Origin of the sequence: Halobacillus sp. A1 (assembly GCF_024189295.1) — a bacterium.
Classification (GTDB): domain Bacteria; phylum Bacillota; class Bacilli; order Bacillales; family Halobacillaceae; genus Halobacillus_A.
Genome location: NZ_JAIZEN010000016.1, coordinates 1 through 16,016, shown reverse-complemented (window position 1 = coordinate 16,016; position 16,016 = coordinate 1). Strand labels below are relative to the sequence as shown.

The 16,016-nt window shown below is 40.5% G+C and carries 17 protein-coding genes; 7 read left to right on the top strand and 10 right to left on the bottom strand.

The window, feature by feature from the left end; genetic code table 11:
* Positions 1–67 precede the first annotated feature (67 nt).
* The 5 genes from xerD to LF817_RS15045 all read right to left on the bottom strand — a co-directional run bounded on the left by xerD (position 68) and on the right by LF817_RS15045 (position 3,265).
* Positions 68–955, bottom strand: a complete 888-nt coding sequence (gene xerD, locus LF817_RS15065; RefSeq protein WP_253936635.1) for a site-specific tyrosine recombinase XerD — start codon at positions 953–955, stop codon at positions 68–70.
* A 5-nt stretch (positions 956–960) separates the two neighbouring features.
* Positions 961–1,173, bottom strand: a complete 213-nt coding sequence (locus tag LF817_RS15060) for a DUF4227 family protein (protein WP_253936634.1) — start codon at positions 1,171–1,173, stop codon at positions 961–963.
* A 186-nt stretch (positions 1,174–1,359) separates the two neighbouring features.
* A complete protein-coding gene (gene fur / locus LF817_RS15055) occupies positions 1,360–1,827 on the bottom strand; it encodes a ferric iron uptake transcriptional regulator (RefSeq protein ID WP_253936633.1) in 468 nt (155 codons plus the stop codon).
* Positions 1,828–1,938: 111 nt separating this feature from the next.
* On the bottom strand, positions 1,939–2,577 hold the full coding sequence (spoIIM, locus tag LF817_RS15050) for a stage II sporulation protein M (protein ID WP_253936632.1): 639 nt from the start codon (positions 2,575–2,577) through the stop codon (positions 1,939–1,941).
* Between the two features lie 142 nt (positions 2,578–2,719).
* Positions 2,720–3,265 carry an NUDIX hydrolase gene (locus tag LF817_RS15045; protein ID WP_253936631.1) on the bottom strand — a complete coding sequence of 182 codons (546 nt, stop codon included), beginning with the start codon at positions 3,263–3,265 and terminating at the stop codon, positions 2,720–2,722.
* Between the two features lie 88 nt (positions 3,266–3,353).
* Here LF817_RS15045 and LF817_RS15040 point away from each other — a divergent pair, with 88 nt between their 5' ends.
* From LF817_RS15040 to LF817_RS15030, 3 genes are all read left to right on the top strand, one after another.
* On the top strand, positions 3,354–4,274 hold the full coding sequence (locus LF817_RS15040) for an aldo/keto reductase (protein WP_253936630.1): 921 nt from the start codon (positions 3,354–3,356) through the stop codon (positions 4,272–4,274).
* Between the two features lie 242 nt (positions 4,275–4,516).
* Positions 4,517–5,014 (top strand): Lrp/AsnC family transcriptional regulator, encoded by a 498-nt coding sequence (locus tag LF817_RS15035; protein WP_253936629.1) that lies wholly within the window; start codon positions 4,517–4,519, stop codon positions 5,012–5,014.
* Positions 5,011–6,177: an aminotransferase gene (locus LF817_RS15030; protein WP_253936628.1), complete on the top strand. Its 1,167-nt coding sequence runs from the start codon at positions 5,011–5,013 to the stop codon at positions 6,175–6,177. Before LF817_RS15035 ends, LF817_RS15030 begins: the two co-directional genes overlap by 4 nt.
* Before the next feature lie 153 nt (positions 6,178–6,330).
* Here the strand turns inward: LF817_RS15030 and LF817_RS15025 are convergent, their stop codons facing one another.
* The 5 genes from LF817_RS15025 to LF817_RS15005 form a co-directional block, all read right to left on the bottom strand.
* Positions 6,331–6,549, bottom strand: a complete 219-nt coding sequence (locus LF817_RS15025) for a YqkE family protein (RefSeq protein WP_253936627.1) — start codon at positions 6,547–6,549, stop codon at positions 6,331–6,333.
* Positions 6,546–6,881, bottom strand: coding sequence for an iron-sulfur cluster biosynthesis family protein (locus tag LF817_RS15020; RefSeq protein ID WP_253936626.1), 336 nt, complete (start codon positions 6,879–6,881; stop codon positions 6,546–6,548). The genes LF817_RS15025 and LF817_RS15020 overlap by 4 nt, the downstream gene beginning before the upstream one ends.
* Positions 6,882–6,939: 58 nt before the next feature.
* Positions 6,940–7,731, bottom strand: coding sequence for an SDR family NAD(P)-dependent oxidoreductase (locus LF817_RS15015; protein WP_253936625.1), 792 nt, complete (start codon positions 7,729–7,731; stop codon positions 6,940–6,942).
* Positions 7,732–7,735: 4 nt separating this feature from the next.
* Positions 7,736–8,701, bottom strand: a complete 966-nt coding sequence (locus tag LF817_RS15010; protein WP_253936624.1) for an MBL fold metallo-hydrolase — start codon at positions 8,699–8,701, stop codon at positions 7,736–7,738.
* A 141-nt stretch (positions 8,702–8,842) separates the two neighbouring features.
* On the bottom strand, positions 8,843–10,459 hold the full coding sequence (locus LF817_RS15005) for a M20/M25/M40 family metallo-hydrolase (protein ID WP_253936623.1): 1,617 nt from the start codon (positions 10,457–10,459) through the stop codon (positions 8,843–8,845).
* Positions 10,460–10,691: 232 nt separating this feature from the next.
* Here LF817_RS15005 and LF817_RS15000 point away from each other — a divergent pair, with 232 nt between their 5' ends.
* The 4 genes from LF817_RS15000 (at position 10,692) to LF817_RS14985 (ending at position 15,049) form a co-directional block, all read left to right on the top strand.
* The gene (locus tag LF817_RS15000) at positions 10,692–11,441 is read left to right on the top strand and encodes a glycerophosphodiester phosphodiesterase (protein WP_253936622.1); all 750 of its coding nucleotides are present in this window, start codon (positions 10,692–10,694) and stop codon (positions 11,439–11,441) included.
* A complete protein-coding gene (locus tag LF817_RS14995) occupies positions 11,442–12,596 on the top strand; it encodes a glycosyltransferase family 2 protein (protein WP_253936621.1) in 1,155 nt (384 codons plus the stop codon). It begins immediately after the preceding gene.
* Positions 12,597–12,753: 157 nt separating this feature from the next.
* Positions 12,754–13,671 (top strand): ribonuclease Z, encoded by a 918-nt coding sequence (gene rnz, locus LF817_RS14990; protein WP_253936620.1) that lies wholly within the window; start codon positions 12,754–12,756, stop codon positions 13,669–13,671.
* A 16-nt stretch (positions 13,672–13,687) separates the two neighbouring features.
* Positions 13,688–15,049, top strand: a complete 1,362-nt coding sequence (locus tag LF817_RS14985; protein ID WP_253936619.1) for an aldehyde dehydrogenase — start codon at positions 13,688–13,690, stop codon at positions 15,047–15,049.
* The last annotated feature ends 967 nt before the right edge of the window (positions 15,050–16,016 follow it).

Sequence of the window (16,016 nt, the reverse complement as noted above, 5' to 3'; positions counted from 1 at the left end):
AAAGCTTAATTAAAATAGTCAAATTTACTAGTTGTAGGATGTCAGACAACTATTTTTAAAAAAGAAATTACGCTCGTGGATGATACGAGCGGTATACGTCTTTTAATCTTGACTTTGTAACATGAGTATAAACTTGAGTTGTTGAAATATCTGCATGTCCCAGCATTTCCTGGACCGCCCTTAGATCCGCTCCATTCTCCAGAAGATGTGTAGCGAAAGAATGTCTGAGCGTATGAGGGGTGATTTCCTTCATCACTCCTGCCTCCAGGGCAACCGCTTTCAACACTTTCCAGAAACCCTGTCGGGACAATGGAGAACCGTGGTGGTTTACAAACAGTTCTTCTGTTTGTTTGCGCTTGACCAACTGGGATCTTGGCCCCTCAAGATAGTCCTCTAATGCTTGTTTTGCTAAGTCACCTAAAGGTATGATTCTTTCCTTTGAACCTTTACCCATGCAGCGGACAAACCCCATAGTCAAATGTAAGTCGCTGACCTTCAATGTAATTAACTCAGTGACTCGAAGTCCTGTAGCATAAAGAATTTCAAGCATAGCTTTATTTCTTGAGGATAATGGATCGACTGCAGAAATATTCAACAGTTTGTCTACATCATCTGAAGATAAGACTTTCGGAAGCTTTCTTTCTTTTTTTGGCGTTTCGATATGTAGACTTGGGTCCTGAGTCGTAATCTTTTCACGGATCATAAATTGGTGAAACAGTCGAATGGACGATAGCAGTCTTGCAATCGTTGCAGATGAACGCCCTTTATCATTCAAGTCATATAAATATTTCATAATATGGGATCTGGAAACCTGTTCCCAATGTGACAGCTCCAAACTTGTTTCCAGGAACAATTGATACTGAGTTAAATCTCTTTTATAAGATTGAATCGTATTGCTTGATAGTCCGCGTTCCACCGTTAAATAATGAAAGAAATCCTCTAAGGCAAATTTCATTCTTTCTACTCTCCTAGTTGAAAGAAAATTGATAAACGTTCGGACCACTCCTGGTCCAGCGGGTTCATCACTTTGACAGCTGCTCCGCTTGGCGGGTCATAACGATGGCTTCTTTCATGCTGGGCATGAACCACGCGTAATGCCACATAGAATACGCTTGTACAAATTGTGAAAATGACAAGCACTTTGATGAGTTCTCGGAATTGTGATTTATTCATCGACATATGACCCTCCATAACTAGCATTTATAAAGGATATGCCAGAAAACCACTTAATTATACCTTCCATTCACTCATACAAATTAAACGTACACGATTTTTGCACGTTTGTAAATAAAAACATGCCACCTAAAAAAGTCACTATGAATACTAGATTCATAGTGACTCATTATCGTATTATACCATTCATTTAGAGGAATCGTCATCCGGAACTGACACTTGTTGACAAACTCGACAAATTCCGTGAAACGTTAGTCGATGGTCCTTCACTTTAAAGTTCCACTGGCCCTCAATTAATTTCTCAACATCTCCTAATAAGTCCTCTTCAATTTCTTCTACAGACCCACATTCGGTACATACAAGGTGATGGTGAAAGTGTTCAGCCCCTTCTTTTCGAAGGTCATAGCGTGATACGCCGTCCCCAAAATTTATTTTATCGACAACTTTAAGCTCTGATAACAATTCTAATGTACGGTAAACGGTAGCAAGGCCGATTTCAGGTGCTTTCTCTTTTACGAGGAGGTAAACATCTTCAGCACTCAAATGGTCTGCTTCATTTTCTAAAAGAACTCTTACCGTCGCTTCACGCTGGGGTGTAAGCTTATAACTTTGGGAATGTAACTGTTTCTTTATACGTTCCATTCGATGTTCCATATCGTTCGTCCCTCCCTCGTAATTCCAATTTCATTATAAGCAGAGAAGGAAAGAGTGTCAAATTACAATCATTATAAACTGTTAATGATAATCATTATTACATAATTCCGATTACTTATAGACCCATTTCACTGCCACTTCTAATAGTGGATGGGCAATAAATACTTCCACTACAGCTGCCCCGATGAGCAGCAATAATAAGGCTCCAAAAAGCAAGCTGTATCTTGCGAAGGCTTGCAGGATAGGCTGATGCACCCTTTTAATGAACAATTGCTTGCATAGATTTAAAGAAAAGAGCAAAGCCAGCGCGCCCGCCAGCAAATAAACAGGAATGATCAATAAGTTTTGTGGTGCAATCGATGCAGAAGACAATAGCAGCCCGTACCACCCCATCTGATTCACTAAAAAACCAACTGAAAAACCTACTACTAAACCTTTGATAAATAGTAAAACCGTGATGATCGGCATACCTACAATAGATATTCCCAGAAAAAATAATAAGAGCATATACTTTACATGATAAAGAATACTGTCCTTTAACAAAGTTGTTTTATCTGTGGATTCCATGTTCACCATCTGTTCGAAAAATTGTTTCAGATAAAAAAAGAGATCCTCTTTCTGAACAAAATTCATGCTGTTCACAATGATAGCACCAAAGACCATTCCCATGATAAATAGTACAAAGATAAATACAAAAATACTCATATGGTTATTGATATCATTTCTGACCATTTTGACACCGCGCTGCATGGATTCTTCATCCTTTCTCATCAACGATCTTTAAACAATCTATGATGAAAAGGAGTGAAATAGACCATCTTTAAGAGAGATATCCTAGAATTCTTCCATTACAGTTGGCATTATGGATATGTAATTCCATAAACACTTTTACTTACTTGATCCCTCTCAGCTTGAGGTAGAGTAAAGCATAGGACGTTTTCGCATCGTGAATTCTTTGTTCTTTTTCAAGCTGCACGGCTTCCTCTATGTCGAGCTCGGCCAGTTCGACAAATTCATCTTCATCCCCCTCTACATTTTCCTCTAGTTTCCTTAGATCGTCTGTAAAATATATATGGACGAGTTCATCAGCAAAACCCGGAGATGTGTAGAATGAATTGATTAACTCTAAATTGTCAGAAGTGTATCCGGTCTCTTCTTCTAATTCCCTTCTGGCTGTAATTAGAGGTTCCTCTCCCTTTTCCAATTTACCTGCTGGAATTTCCAGTGTGCTTTTTCCGAGTGCTTTACGATATTGCTCTACAAAGATAATTTTCCCATCTTCTTTAACCGCAATTACAGCTACAGCGCCAGGGTGTTTAATCAGTTCTCGTTTAGATGTATTTCCATCGGGTAATGTAACAGTGTCTACATTCAAATCTATGATTTTACCTTTAAATATCTCTTCTGTATGTGTAGTCACTTCTTCAAATTTGCGCATATACGTCTTCCTCTCTTTCGATTTATTGTAAGTTTATCATAGAGAAGGAAGGTTTCGAATTAAAAAGGTAAGCAGAAAGGGAGATTTCATGAATACTCGAAAAATCGGCCATTCATCTATTGAAATATCAGAAATCAGCTTAGGATGTATGTCCCTTGGCACAGACTCAAAGAAAGCCAAATCCATAATCGATCGTGCACTAGATGCTGGTATCAATTACCTTGATACAGCCGACTTATATGATTTTGGTGAAAATGAGCGGATAGTAGGAAAAGCGATAAAAGGAAGACGAGAAGATTTGGTTATCGGTACAAAAGTGGGCAACAATTTCACCCCTGGTCAAGACGGGTGGACGTGGGACCCCTCCAAATCTCACATAAAAAGCGGGGTCAAAGATAGTCTTCAGCGTCTAGGCACAGATTATATCGATTTGTACCAGCTGCATGGCGGAACAATCGATGATCCCATAGATGAGACCATTGAAGCGTTTGATGAATTAAAGCAAGAAGGACTTATTAGAGAATATGGAATTTCTTCCATTCGTCCGAATGTCATAAGAGAGTTCGTGGAAAAATCTGATATTGCCAGTGTCATGATGCAGTACAGCGCACTTGACCGCAGACCAGAAGAAGAAATTCTTAGTCTATTGAAAGAAAATGAAATCAGTGTGCTGGCTCGCGGTCCTCTCGCAAAAGGAATGCTTTCTTCGAACGGAGAAGAAAAAGCAAAAGAGAAAGGTAAAGATGGTTTTCTGAGCTACAGCTACGAAGAGATACTCGCCGTTGTGAAAAAATGGCAGGATTACAAAGCTCCTGAGCGTTCGTCTGAAGCTTTAGCTCTGCAATACATTCTTCACCATGATACAGTAGCTTCTGCTGTATTTGGAGCAAGTTCAGTAGACCAGTTGGAAGATAATTTGAGCTATTTAGAGGCAGCCCCTTTGACAGAACAGATTTTCGGGGAGATCCAAGCGATGACAAAAGCCAATATGTACGATAAGCACAGGTAAATTAACTAAGTAGAAAATGCGCAGAGACGGCTTCTTCTGCGCATTTTTTACTGTCTTCCTGATCGCTCATCCTCCGTTTCTCCTTCTCTACAATTTTCATTTTATAAATCTGGCTTTCAACGAATTGGAAGGAAAGTTGAACACCAGATGGACAAGCTTGAGAAATAACTACTCGATAGGGTTTTCGTTCTTTATCAATACTGATAGAATGATAGGAACCAGAGAAAAAGTAGGTGTTTAAAATGAAAGAAATCGAAGTGGAATTACTAAAGCTAATTGAAAAAAATGCTAACTTAAAAGTTGAAAAAATCGCAAAGTTAATGGGAAAAAGTATAGATGAAGTTTCGGAGTTACTGCGTGATTTGGAAGAGAAAAAGGCCATTCTAGGCTATTCAACACTGATAGACTGGGCAAAAGTCCTGGATACAGAAGAAGTTACAGCAATGGTGGACGTCAAAGTGACACCTGCACGTGGCGTTGGATTTGATAAAGTAGCCGAACGTATTTATCGGTTCCCAGAAGTGAAAGCAGTTTATTTAATGTCAGGTGCATACGATCTGTCAGTATCTGTGAAAGGAAAAACGATGACAGAAATAGGTAAGTTTATTTCTGAAAAACTATCTGCTCTCGATTCTGTCTTATCGACGACAACACATTTTGTTTTGAAAAGGTATAAACATGACGGCATTATATTACATGATGATGATGACGATGATAAAAGAATTGTGGTATCACCATGAAGACAACTTCTTATATATCCAGGCAAGTTGAAAATTTGAAACCATCTGGAATCAGACGTTTTTTTGATTTGGCAGCACAGATGGATGATGTTATTTCTCTCGGAGTAGGCGAGCCGGATTTTGTTACTCCCTGGAATTTTATCGAACAGAGTTTCCATGCGCTTGAACAGGGCTATACGTCTTATACTGAAAATGCAGGTATGATTGAGCTGCGCGAGGAAATCAGCAACTATTTAAGTGGCAGTTTTCAATTGGATTACGATCCAAATGAACAGCTCGTTGTTACTGTCGGGGCCAGTCAGGCGATCGATTTAGCATTAAGGACAGTGGTCGAGCCTGGAGATGAAGTAATTATTGTTGAACCAAGCTTTGTAGCCTACGTGCCGATCGTGAGTTTAGCAGGCGGAACTCCGATTACGATTCAAACTAAAGCGGAAGATGACTTCAAACTTAAACCAGAACAAATCGAAGAGGCCATTACGCCAAAAACAAAAGCGATCATGCTCTGTAACCCAAATAACCCGACTGGTACTTTCTTAAATAAAGAAGAGTTGCAACAGCTAGCGAAAGTTATTGAGAAACATGACTTGCTTGTATTATCAGATGAAATTTATGCTGAGCTCACATATGATGATAATTACACGAGCTTCCCTTCCATTGAAAAAATGAAAGAGCGTACTATTTTGATCAGCGGGTTCTCTAAAGCATTCGCTATGACGGGCTGGCGGCTCGGCTACGCTGCTGGACCGGCCGATATCATAGCTGCTATGGTTAAAATTCACCAATACACGATGATGTGCGCGCCTACGATGGCTCAGCACGCTGCACTAGAAGCCATGAAAAATGGTCGCCAAAGTGTTCAGGAGATGACTGAAAGTTATAAACAAAGAAGGAATTTCATAGTGAGCAGCTTGAACGAAATTGGCTTGTCCTGCCCTAACCCGGGCGGCGCATTTTATGCCTTCCCTTCTATCAAGGAAACAGGATTATCGTCCGCAGAATTTGCGGAGCAGTTATTACAAGAAGAACAAGTGGCTGTCGTCCCTGGCGAAGTATTTGGATCTGGTGGTGAAGGTTACGTCCGCTGTTCTTATGCGACTTCTATTAAACAGCTTGATGAAGCGATGGAGCGCATGAAAAGATTTGTAGAAAAAAGATTATAATCTCAAAAAGGAAATTCCGAATTCACGGAATTTCCTTTTTTATGAAGAAAAATACACATGTAAATAAACGCTCCTTGAAGAGAAATGGAGAAGAACGAACGTCTCCTCTCCAGGTGCAATACTAACTATGCGTATTTATTGATTTTGTCTACTTTATTTTTTGAAATTCTCCCAATCCAACTCACTTTCTTCCAGTAACTCTTCGAAGCTTTTATTAGCTTCACGTTCTTTTCTCTGTTGAATTCTTTGCTGTCGTTCATTCTCTAAACGTTCATCTTCATGTTTTTTCAACTCTTCTTTCTTAGAGCGGAGTTTATTCAGCATATCATCATTCAATGAAAGTGACTTTTTTTCATCTTTATGCTTCCTCATAATACTGCCTCTTTCTTAACACTTACTGTTGGAATGATCGGGTTCAGTACCCCTTCTGGACTGGATAACCGGAATGTGTTTTTTATAAAATCAAGCTTCATTTCTTTTCTGAAAAACGTAGCTTGCTGATGATCGATAATGACACTGTACTGTTCGTTTTCAACTCGTTCATCTGTTTTATCATAATAGTTATTCGTTAAACGGATGGTAGGTAATCCATTGACCCCGCACCCCATTCCTTCTGTATCATAATACAATCTCAAATAAGAATATTCTTCAATTTGAAGCAATTTCAATTGCTCATGGGCTGCATCTGTGATGTTTAATTTCACTTTTATCACCTCTTTCCATTATCCTAATTAATTTTCTTAAGCAATTCAAATCACACGTTTACTTTTTTCGGAATTGACTCTCTAACAATTTCTCCATAGCGGACGGCACGAGTTGATACAATTTGCTTCCTGTATTCATCCAGGCAGGCAAATTGATTTCACGGCAAGGAGTAAATAAGCTGTCGGCGATCTTATGAGCGACTTTGTTAGGGTCAAGCATAAATCGCTCTACTGCTTTTTGATACGTACCGGACGGATCGGCTTGTGTAAAAAAATTAGTCTTTACCGGTCCGAGGTTCACCGATGTGACATATACCCCCTGGTTCTTCACTTCCATTCTCAGAGCATTCGTGAAACCGAGAACTGCATGTTTAGACGCAGAATAGACAGCGGATTTCGGGGTCGCCATCTTCCCTGCTTGAGACGCAATATTTACGATATGACCTTTTCCATGTTGAAGTAATTCGGGCAGTACGTGGTGGGTCGTTCTGAAGACTGAAGTAACGTTGACAGACAGCATATTTTCTATATCTTCCCAATTTGATTCTGCTACTTCGCTAAACCTTCCAATTCCCGCATTATTTATGACAGCATCAACCGGTCCCTGTTCATCACGAATCTTCATAAGGATACTCTTCCACTCTTCATCTCTAGATAAATCAGCACAATACCAATGCACTTCTCCACCAAATTTAACTTTGATCACTTCTGCTAACTTCTTCAAACGTTCTGAAGAACGAGCAGCTAATATCGGCTCCCCGCCCCGCATCGCTATATGAATGGCTAAATACATTCCTAATCCATTAGAAGCGCCTGTAACTAATATTTTTTTCCCTGCTAATGATTTCATAACCTCACCTGTTTACATAATATTTTTTCAGTCTACCTTGATGGTTTACTTCTATTTGATTTGTTTCCTCGAGATAGTCAAGCTGTCCAATCGTTTCTGACATGGTGAGACCGAACTGTGTCGTAATGTGTTTAGGGAATAACTGCTCACAGACTTGAAAAGCTGTCAGCGGTCCGTTCACAAACATCTCCTTGACTTTAAGTGCCCGTTCCTCTTGCTTGAGAATCCGCTTTTCTATTAATTCTTCTACTCCATTGAAGGTTTTACCATGACCAGGATAAACAGTTGTTATCGGATATTCCAATAACTTTTTCATAGATTGACGGTATTGGATTAAGGGTTTAGGGCGTGGTTCATTGGGCTGAAATGGAGGCTCTAATAAGGGATTAGAAGAAATATGGAAGAGTAAATGATCTCCTCCTAACAGAGCCCCGTCTTCATGTCTAAAAAAGGATAGGTGGCTCTGCGCATGGCCCGGTGTTTCTATAACCCGCCATTCTTCATGATTAGGTATCGAGTCTCCCTCAAGTAATTCTAAGTTCAGTTTCCCTTCAGCTGTCCATTTCAAAGGCTTACGTAACCCTTTCAACAAGTGAAAGTATTCATTCGGCACCCCAGCTTCACTATACATATCATGAAAGAATTGTTCGTACCTATCAAAAAATTCAGAATCACGCTCCAGCCAAGGTTTCAATTTAGGGTGGCCGGCTATTCGACGAACGTTAGGAAAATTTTCAACGAGACCCATGTGGTCAGGATGATGATGAGTCAATACCACCTGTTCAACATCTTCAGGGGTGATGTTTAATTCCAGAAGCTGCTTCTTCATGGATTCCCAGGCTTCTTCAGTTTTAACACCTGCATCAATTAAAGTCACCGCTTCCCCTTCCAGTATATATACATGCACATCCCCTACAGCGTATGGAGTAGGAATCGTCAGTTTATGGATCGTATCTTTTAAAGTTTTCATAAAGAACCCCCAAAATTAATGAATACTCATTCATTTCGTTTCTTTTATTGTAGCATGATTAAAACGATTATCCTACGACTTAAAACAAGCAACTTTTTTTATCCATTATAAAAAACCGCCGGAAACCGACCGGCGGTACGATCAAGATTTAAATAATTGATGAATGGTACTAGTTAAAATCTGTGGAAGTTTTTCAAAGCTGTATGTCAGCTCAAGACGTTCTGTCCACTGGTGAGCATCCTTGCCTAACGGACCGATATTAATAATCGGCATCGTCACGGACTCCATCAGATTGGATGGCAGGTTAAAACCTTTCCCCTGAATCGGCATTTGCTGGACTAATTCATTTATAGAGGAACTCGTAGATACGGGACCTATGAAGCTCAAGTCTGACAAGCCAGGGAAATATTCCTGTGTCTGGACATCTACTCCAAAATGCTGTTTAGCATAGTCCATTGCAAACTTTGCCGTCTCTTTAATAAGAGGATCGTTATTAGATGAGACAGCCGGGTAAAATGGCGGACTATAGAACAGTACCATCATCGGGGTTAAGTCTTTACAGAGAGCTGCCAAACTTTGGACGATAGTTGTAGAAAAATCACGATCGCCTTGATCACGCTGCTTGATGAGCAGATTGATCCTTCTTTTGACCTCTCCTTCTCCATATCGGGATACCGCAGCTTTATAAAGCTGATCGTAAGTCATTACGTGAATGAATGGATCAAACGTTGATTGCTGCTCATCTTGCAAGTAAAATGAAGCTTGTTTATGATAATGCTCAATGATCTTCTCTTTCGCTCGATTCGCTGCTTTTAATAATTTAGCGTTGATATCGTTAATGGATTGCTTCATATATAACACGTTATACATCGTGACAGCGGCCTGAGGAGTCTGAACAGAATACTCTTCTTTCAAATCTCTTTGCATCAAGCTTATTGGAGGAGGAGTTCTTTCCCCGTCTACTTCTTCAATGAACGCTTCATTCAGTTCAAGCTCTTTAGCTAAGTAACTGATCATCAAGTTAGCATTAAGCCCTCCGAAAGGCTCCCCTGCGTGAGTTTCTTTTCCATAGCAAAGAAAGCCGGGCAGAGCTTTGCCAATGGAACCGGTATACAAATAGTAAGAAGGGTCCCCAGGGAACTTACTGAACATTGGTTCTGCATTTATTGCAGCCTTATAGTTAAGGTCGAACTTTTCCTTCATCTCATCAAGGACCGGGAGTGCGGCTAACATTCCTTCTGAATTCACCTCTTCATCAGGCACAGCAAGCAGCAGTAAATTGCCATCGAACTCTCCATCCATCGCTTTCTCGAGCAAAGATAGATGTACCGTCAACCCGGCTTTCATATCCATCGTACCTCTTCCAAAAATCCAATTGCCGGTTTTTAGGTCGCGAGCGGCTTCCACGGGTAATTTATCGATGTTCTTATGTAACTCTTGCGTCAACTCTTCTGGATAAAAAGCCAGATTTTCCCAAGAACCATAATCCTGGACTGATACTACATCGGCATGTGCGATCAGCACCAGTGTTTCTTTCGCTTCATCTTTTTTTACGAATGCTGATAGAAGCTGCCTGCCATCTTCTAAAGGATGCAGCTGTAAATGATCAGGATGTTTTTCATAATATTCATGATCACTTAGAATATAATTGAGATATTCGAAAATAGCGATCTCTGCTTTAGTACCTGTTATACTAGGGTATTCTACTAGTGAACAAAGTAAATCAGTCAATTGCTGCTTCGTTTGCCATTTGTGCATTAGAAACGCTCCTTTTTTAAGGTTCTGTTAGATGTCCTTGTTGATATCAAAGTAAGACAATTTATTCGGTATAAGGTTACGAATCCCGATTACCCCGGAATCGTCTTCAACAATACTGCCATAACGTTGAATAGATTTTTATGAAGAATCAAGCATTGTGTTAACCATCCAAAATTTCATAAAACCATTTCCCAAAGCTACAATAAACTTAAAAAGATCGTTGGTGATATTCATGTCGAAAACTTTGATATATGCTCATAGAGGAGCAAGTAGTCTAGCTCCGGAAAATACGATGCCTGCATTTCAGCTAGCCTGCGAATCAGGAGCTGAAGGAATTGAAATTGATGTCCAGCTGACTAAAGATCGGGTACCCGTCATTATCCATGATGAAAACGTCCGTAGAACTACGAATGGTACCGGTTTAGTTCAGGAATACACATGTGAGCAAATCAAGAAACTGGACGCAGGCAGCTGGTATTCTACAAAATTTTCTGACTGTTCTATTGTAACATTGGATGAATTTCTTTGCTGGTTTAAAACTTTACCCATGCTATTAAATCTGGAACTGAAAACAAACGTTATTGAATATAAAGGAATCGAACGCTTAGTCTATGATGCTTTGCAATTCCATCAAATGCTTGATCGCACGGTCATTTCCAGCTTCAACTTCAACAGTATTAAGACGGTCAATGACATCGACCCACACGTCCAAACAGCTTTTCTGACATCTAAAAAGCGTTACAATATAGTGAAATTCGCAAAAAAGCTCGGAACGACGTCCCTTCATGTCCGTTACAGATTATTAGATAAAAAGCTGGTGAAAGATTGTCATAAAAATAAAATATCGTTACGTGTCTATACCATAAACCGTCCGGCTGATATGAAGAGATGCTATAAAATGAAATGCGATGCCATTTTTACAGATTGTCCTTACGAAGCTGTGGAATACCGTACTCAAATCCAGAGATCGGAGAAAAAGTAAATGTGGCCGTATTTATATGCCGTGCTGCTCCTATTCTGGGTGCTTGTATGGATAGAATTTCAAAGGGGATTCCGCAAGATTCCCTCCATTGATCATTACCCCTATCAAACTAATACTGAGCTCGTTTCCGTCATTGTTGCCGCTAAAGATGAGGACTCGGCAATTCACCAGACTATACAATCTCTCGTTGAGCAAAAAGAAGTCAATCTTGAAATCATTATCATTAATGACCGTTCCACAGATTCTACGGAACCAATCGCACAGTCTCTTTCTAATAGGTACGGGAATGTAAAGCTGGTCAGTATAAGAGAGCTTCCTGAGGGATGGCTTGGGAAAAATCATGCTTTACACATGGGAACTAAAGTGGCTGCAGGGAATTGGCTGGTGTTTACGGATGCCGATATCCATTTTAAACCACATGCATTAGCCCGCATCTTTACTTACATGAAAAATTCGGAGGCAGATCATGTGACCGCTGCTCCTGATTTACATGCTTCCTCACTAAGACTTAAAGGATTGATTTCTTTCTTTTTGTTTGGTTTCAGTTATTTAAAACGACCTTGGAGCGCAAATAGTTCTTCTAATAAAGGGGGCATCGGCATAGGTGCTTTTCAGATGATCAAGCGTGAATGTTACGAGGCTATTGGCGGTCATAAGAAAATAAGACTTCGTCCAGACGATGATTTAGCCTTAGGAGTAAACGTCAAAAAAGCCGGTTATCATCAACGATTAGTTACAGCTCTTCATTTACTAAGTGTTGAATGGTACCCGAACATTCGCAGTGCTCTCAAAGGATTTGAAAAAAATGCCCTGGCAGGGTTGAATTATTCGATTACCTTGGCTGTTTTTGCTGTATCAGGGGTTTTCATTTCTCAAGTATTACCGTTCTATTTTATCGTGTCCGGTCCCTTGTCAGTTCGAATCCTTAGCGTATTAATCGTTATTCTATTATTTCACTTATACGGTATGTCGACCCGGAGATTCACAAACTATCCAGTTTGGATCATTCTCGGTCTGCCTTTTTCTGCTTTATTATTTATCTACATGTTAATGAGGGCATTACTGCTCACTTATTTACGCGGAGGCATCGAATGGCGCAATAAGCGTTATTCCCTGAAAGAGTTGAAAAAATTCTACAAAAATAAAATTGACTAATTAAATATATATTCCCCAAACTGAGCTATTCTTTTTATAAAGAGCTTGCTTCGAAAAAATTTCAGCTGCCATTGATATTCGGCAGTTTTTGTATAGGGAAATTTATGTGTATCCGTAAAGGCTCAGTGGTATTATAGATAGGAAGGAGGATACATATATGGAACTTTTTTTTCTCGGTACAGGATCAGGTGTACCATCTAAAGACCGCAATGTCTCCTCACTCGCGCTGCGACTTCTCGAGAAGCGTGGTACGACATGGGTATTTGACTGCGGAGAAGCGACCCAACATCAAATTCTTAATACGAATATTAGACCTAGACGCATTGAAAAAATATTCATCACCCATCTTCACGGCGACCATATTTATGGACTGCCGGGATTGCTTAGCAGCCGTTCATTCCAGGGCGGAGAAACCCCTGTAACGGTTTATGGACCCAGCGGTTTAAAATCTTTTATTGAAATCAGCTTGCATGTAAGTGGAACAAGGCTTAAATATCCGCTTTTTGTGGAAGAAGTAGAGGAAGGATTATTATTCGAAGATGATTCTTTTAAGGTAGAAGCAGTAAAACTGCAGCATGGTTTGGAAAGTTTCGGATACATCATTCACGAAAAGGATAAACTCGGTGAACTTCTGCCTGAACGTCTAAAGGAGTTAGGCGTTAACCCTGGACCTGTTTATCAAACAATCAAACAGCAAGAAACCACCAGATTGGATGACGGCCAGATCATTCATCGGAAAGATGTCCTCGGCCCTCCTAAAAAAGGAAAAAGACTGGCTATACTAGGAGATACGCGTTACCTCCCAGAATTGAAAGAAAAGCTGTCTGGCTTGGATGTCCTAGTTCATGAAGCAACTTTTGCAAGTGATGAAGAAGCAATGGCATATGATTATTATCATTCCACAGTGAAACAAGCTGCTACGTTAGCTGCACAATCAGGTGTAAAAGAATTAATCTTAACTCATCTTTCCTCTCGTTATCATGGAGAGTTGATTAAAGAATTAGAGCAGGAAGCGCAAGATATATTTCCGAATACTACTCTCGCTTTTGATTTCTATCAGCACAAAATAACGTAAACCGAGGAGGTTTCACATGAATACGCTAGTGAAATTACAAAAAGAATGGTATAGCGATGGTCATACAAAAAGCTATGAGTTTCGTAAAGAACAGCTGCTTACGATGAAAAAAATGCTTGATACTTTTGAAGAACCGATATTGAAAGCTCTAAAATTCGATTTAGGAAAATCCGAGTATGAAGCATATACATCGGAAATTGCCTTTTTGAAAAGTGAGATCAACGATCATTTAAAACACCTGAAAACATGGATGGCTCCTACGAAGGTCAAAGCACCCCTCACCCATACAGGAACAAAAAATTATATTATTAAGGAGCCGTATGGTACGACACTTGTGATTGCCCCCTGGAATTATCCTATCCAGCTGGCTTTAGCCCCAGTTATCGGAGCCATTGCCGGGGGAAACACCGTTATCATCAAACCGTCAGAATTAACACCGACCGTATCCTGGGTGATCAAACGTATGGTCGAACAGTACTTCCCTGCTCATTATATTGCCGTAGTAGAAGGTGATAAAGAGACGACACAGGAGCTGCTCGATCAGCCTCTGGATTATGTGTTTTTTACAGGCAGTGTCGCTGTCGGCAGAAAAGTAATGGAACAAGCCAGTAAACGTCTTACCCCTGTCACTCTTGAATTAGGCGGCAAAAGTCCAGCAATTGTCCACCATGATGCATCAATAGATTTGGCTGCCAAACGAATTGTATGGGGGAAATTCACTAATGCAGGGCAAACTTGTATCGCTCCAGATTATCTTTATGTCCATCATGAAATAAAAGCCGACCTGGTTGCAGCAATCAAGAAATATATCCATGAGTTCTATGGTGAAGAATCTCTTCTTAATGAAGATTATGTGAAGATCGTCAACCGTCAGCACTTTGATCGACTTTCAGCCTATTTGGATGAAGGGGAAATATTGATCGGCGGACGTATCGATTCTAATAAATTGCGTGTCGAACCGACAGTCATGGATCAGATTACATGGGAAGACTCCGTAATGCAGGAAGAAATCTTCGGACCTATACTTCCTATCCTGACTTATGATGAATTAGATGAAGTCATCGACCGTGTAGAAAAACGCCCGAAACCTCTCGCCCTTTATTATTTTGGAGAAAACGAAGACGACCAGAAGAAAATAACGGAGTCCCTTTCATTTGGGGGTGGATGCATTAACGATACACTCTATCACATTCTTAACCCTCACCTCCCTTTTGGCGGTGTAGGTGAGAGTGGTATCGGAAGCTATCATGGCAAGGCAAGCTTCCAAACCTTCACTCATGAAAAAAGTATTACAAAACAGACGACTAAATTCGATCAGAACTTCAGATACCCAGGTTCTAAGCTAGGATTGAAAGTCATAAAGAAAGTTATGGGATAAATTATTAGAGCAGTGCCGAGAGTTTAACAGACTATCGGCACTGCTCTTTTAGTTTTTGTACTAAAACTATTGCTTAAATGAAAGGCTTTGTAAAAGTTCCGTGTTGATCTTCATGTAAGCTCCCTTTAGCGGAAGACTCAGTTTCGAGGCATATTGAGAATCTAGGGGCTCCGGGAAACGGATCGCTTTCCGGGGGGCGGGCGCTGAGCCTCCTCGAGCTTTGCTCTCCGGGGTCTCACCTGTCCCGCTCTTCCCCCCAGGAGTCTCACCGTTTCCCTCCGCCCCTCTGCCTAATAGCCATCTATATCTTCAAGAAAAAGCAAATGTTTCTAATTTTCATAACAAGTGTCCTATGTTAAAGATGTAAAGCGCCATCTTATCACTCGACAGGCATATAGAGGACCTCTTTCTTGATAAAAGGGTCCGTTTTTCACCTCTATCGAATGGGGTAGTTGGAAAGCTGGAGGCTCTTTATGAAAAGCAGAAGCGCTTTGGTCAGCGGCGTATGGACTGGACTGAGTTAGCGATGAAAAAGGAGAACACGAAGAACGGAGGGATTGATGTTTCCTTACCGTACAGAAGTGAACAAAGTCTCCTCTGTCGCTATGTGTTGAGAGAGCATGGATTAAAATCTCTCCATTTTCTTATCCACCTTGCATAGGAAGAGACGTAAACTAATTTAAGATTGTGGACCGCTGCTCCAGGCTGTGGTTCTCCCTCTTTAATTAAGAATTTTCTTATTAAGTGGATTTCGAGAAGCATATCTATAGTAAGGGGCGGCGGGGAATGGGGAGACTCCTGTGGGAAGAGAGTGCTTGGTGAGATCCCGCAGGACGGGACGTGTACCGCACCCCAATTATTGGACACACCTTCATCCAAAAATTGGAGGTGCGTCATTTGAAAAAATTAACCCCGGAAGAAAAATTGGTTATCGTCCATAGGTATTTCAATGAACCTGTCAGCTATC

Coding starts and splice junctions, on each gene's coding strand:
- spoIIM (WP_253936632.1), bottom strand. CDS start 2,577: ATGCAGCGCGGTGTCAAAATGGTCAGAAATGATATCAATAACCATATG.
- LF817_RS14995 (WP_253936621.1), top strand. CDS start 11,442: ATGTGGCCGTATTTATATGCCGTGCTGCTCCTATTCTGGGTGCTTGTA.
- LF817_RS14985 (WP_253936619.1), top strand. CDS start 13,688: ATGAATACGCTAGTGAAATTACAAAAAGAATGGTATAGCGATGGTCAT.
- LF817_RS15015 (WP_253936625.1), bottom strand. CDS start 7,731: ATGAAATCATTAGCAGGGAAAAAAATATTAGTTACAGGCGCTTCTAAT.
- fur (WP_253936633.1), bottom strand. CDS start 1,827: ATGGAACATCGAATGGAACGTATAAAGAAACAGTTACATTCCCAAAGT.
- LF817_RS15060 (WP_253936634.1), bottom strand. CDS start 1,173: ATGAATAAATCACAATTCCGAGAACTCATCAAAGTGCTTGTCATTTTC.
- LF817_RS15025 (WP_253936627.1), bottom strand. CDS start 6,549: ATGAGGAAGCATAAAGATGAAAAAAAGTCACTTTCATTGAATGATGAT.
- LF817_RS15005 (WP_253936623.1), bottom strand. CDS start 10,459: ATGCACAAATGGCAAACGAAGCAGCAATTGACTGATTTACTTTGTTCA.
- LF817_RS15010 (WP_253936624.1), bottom strand. CDS start 8,701: ATGAAAACTTTAAAAGATACGATCCATAAACTGACGATTCCTACTCCA.
- LF817_RS15030 (WP_253936628.1), top strand. CDS start 5,011: ATGAAGACAACTTCTTATATATCCAGGCAAGTTGAAAATTTGAAACCA.
- LF817_RS15035 (WP_253936629.1), top strand. CDS start 4,517: ATGAAAGAAATCGAAGTGGAATTACTAAAGCTAATTGAAAAAAATGCT.
- LF817_RS15040 (WP_253936630.1), top strand. CDS start 3,354: ATGAATACTCGAAAAATCGGCCATTCATCTATTGAAATATCAGAAATC.
- LF817_RS15045 (WP_253936631.1), bottom strand. CDS start 3,265: ATGCGCAAATTTGAAGAAGTGACTACACATACAGAAGAGATATTTAAA.
- xerD (WP_253936635.1), bottom strand. CDS start 955: ATGAAATTTGCCTTAGAGGATTTCTTTCATTATTTAACGGTGGAACGC.
- rnz (WP_253936620.1), top strand. CDS start 12,754: ATGGAACTTTTTTTTCTCGGTACAGGATCAGGTGTACCATCTAAAGAC.
- LF817_RS15000 (WP_253936622.1), top strand. CDS start 10,692: ATGTCGAAAACTTTGATATATGCTCATAGAGGAGCAAGTAGTCTAGCT.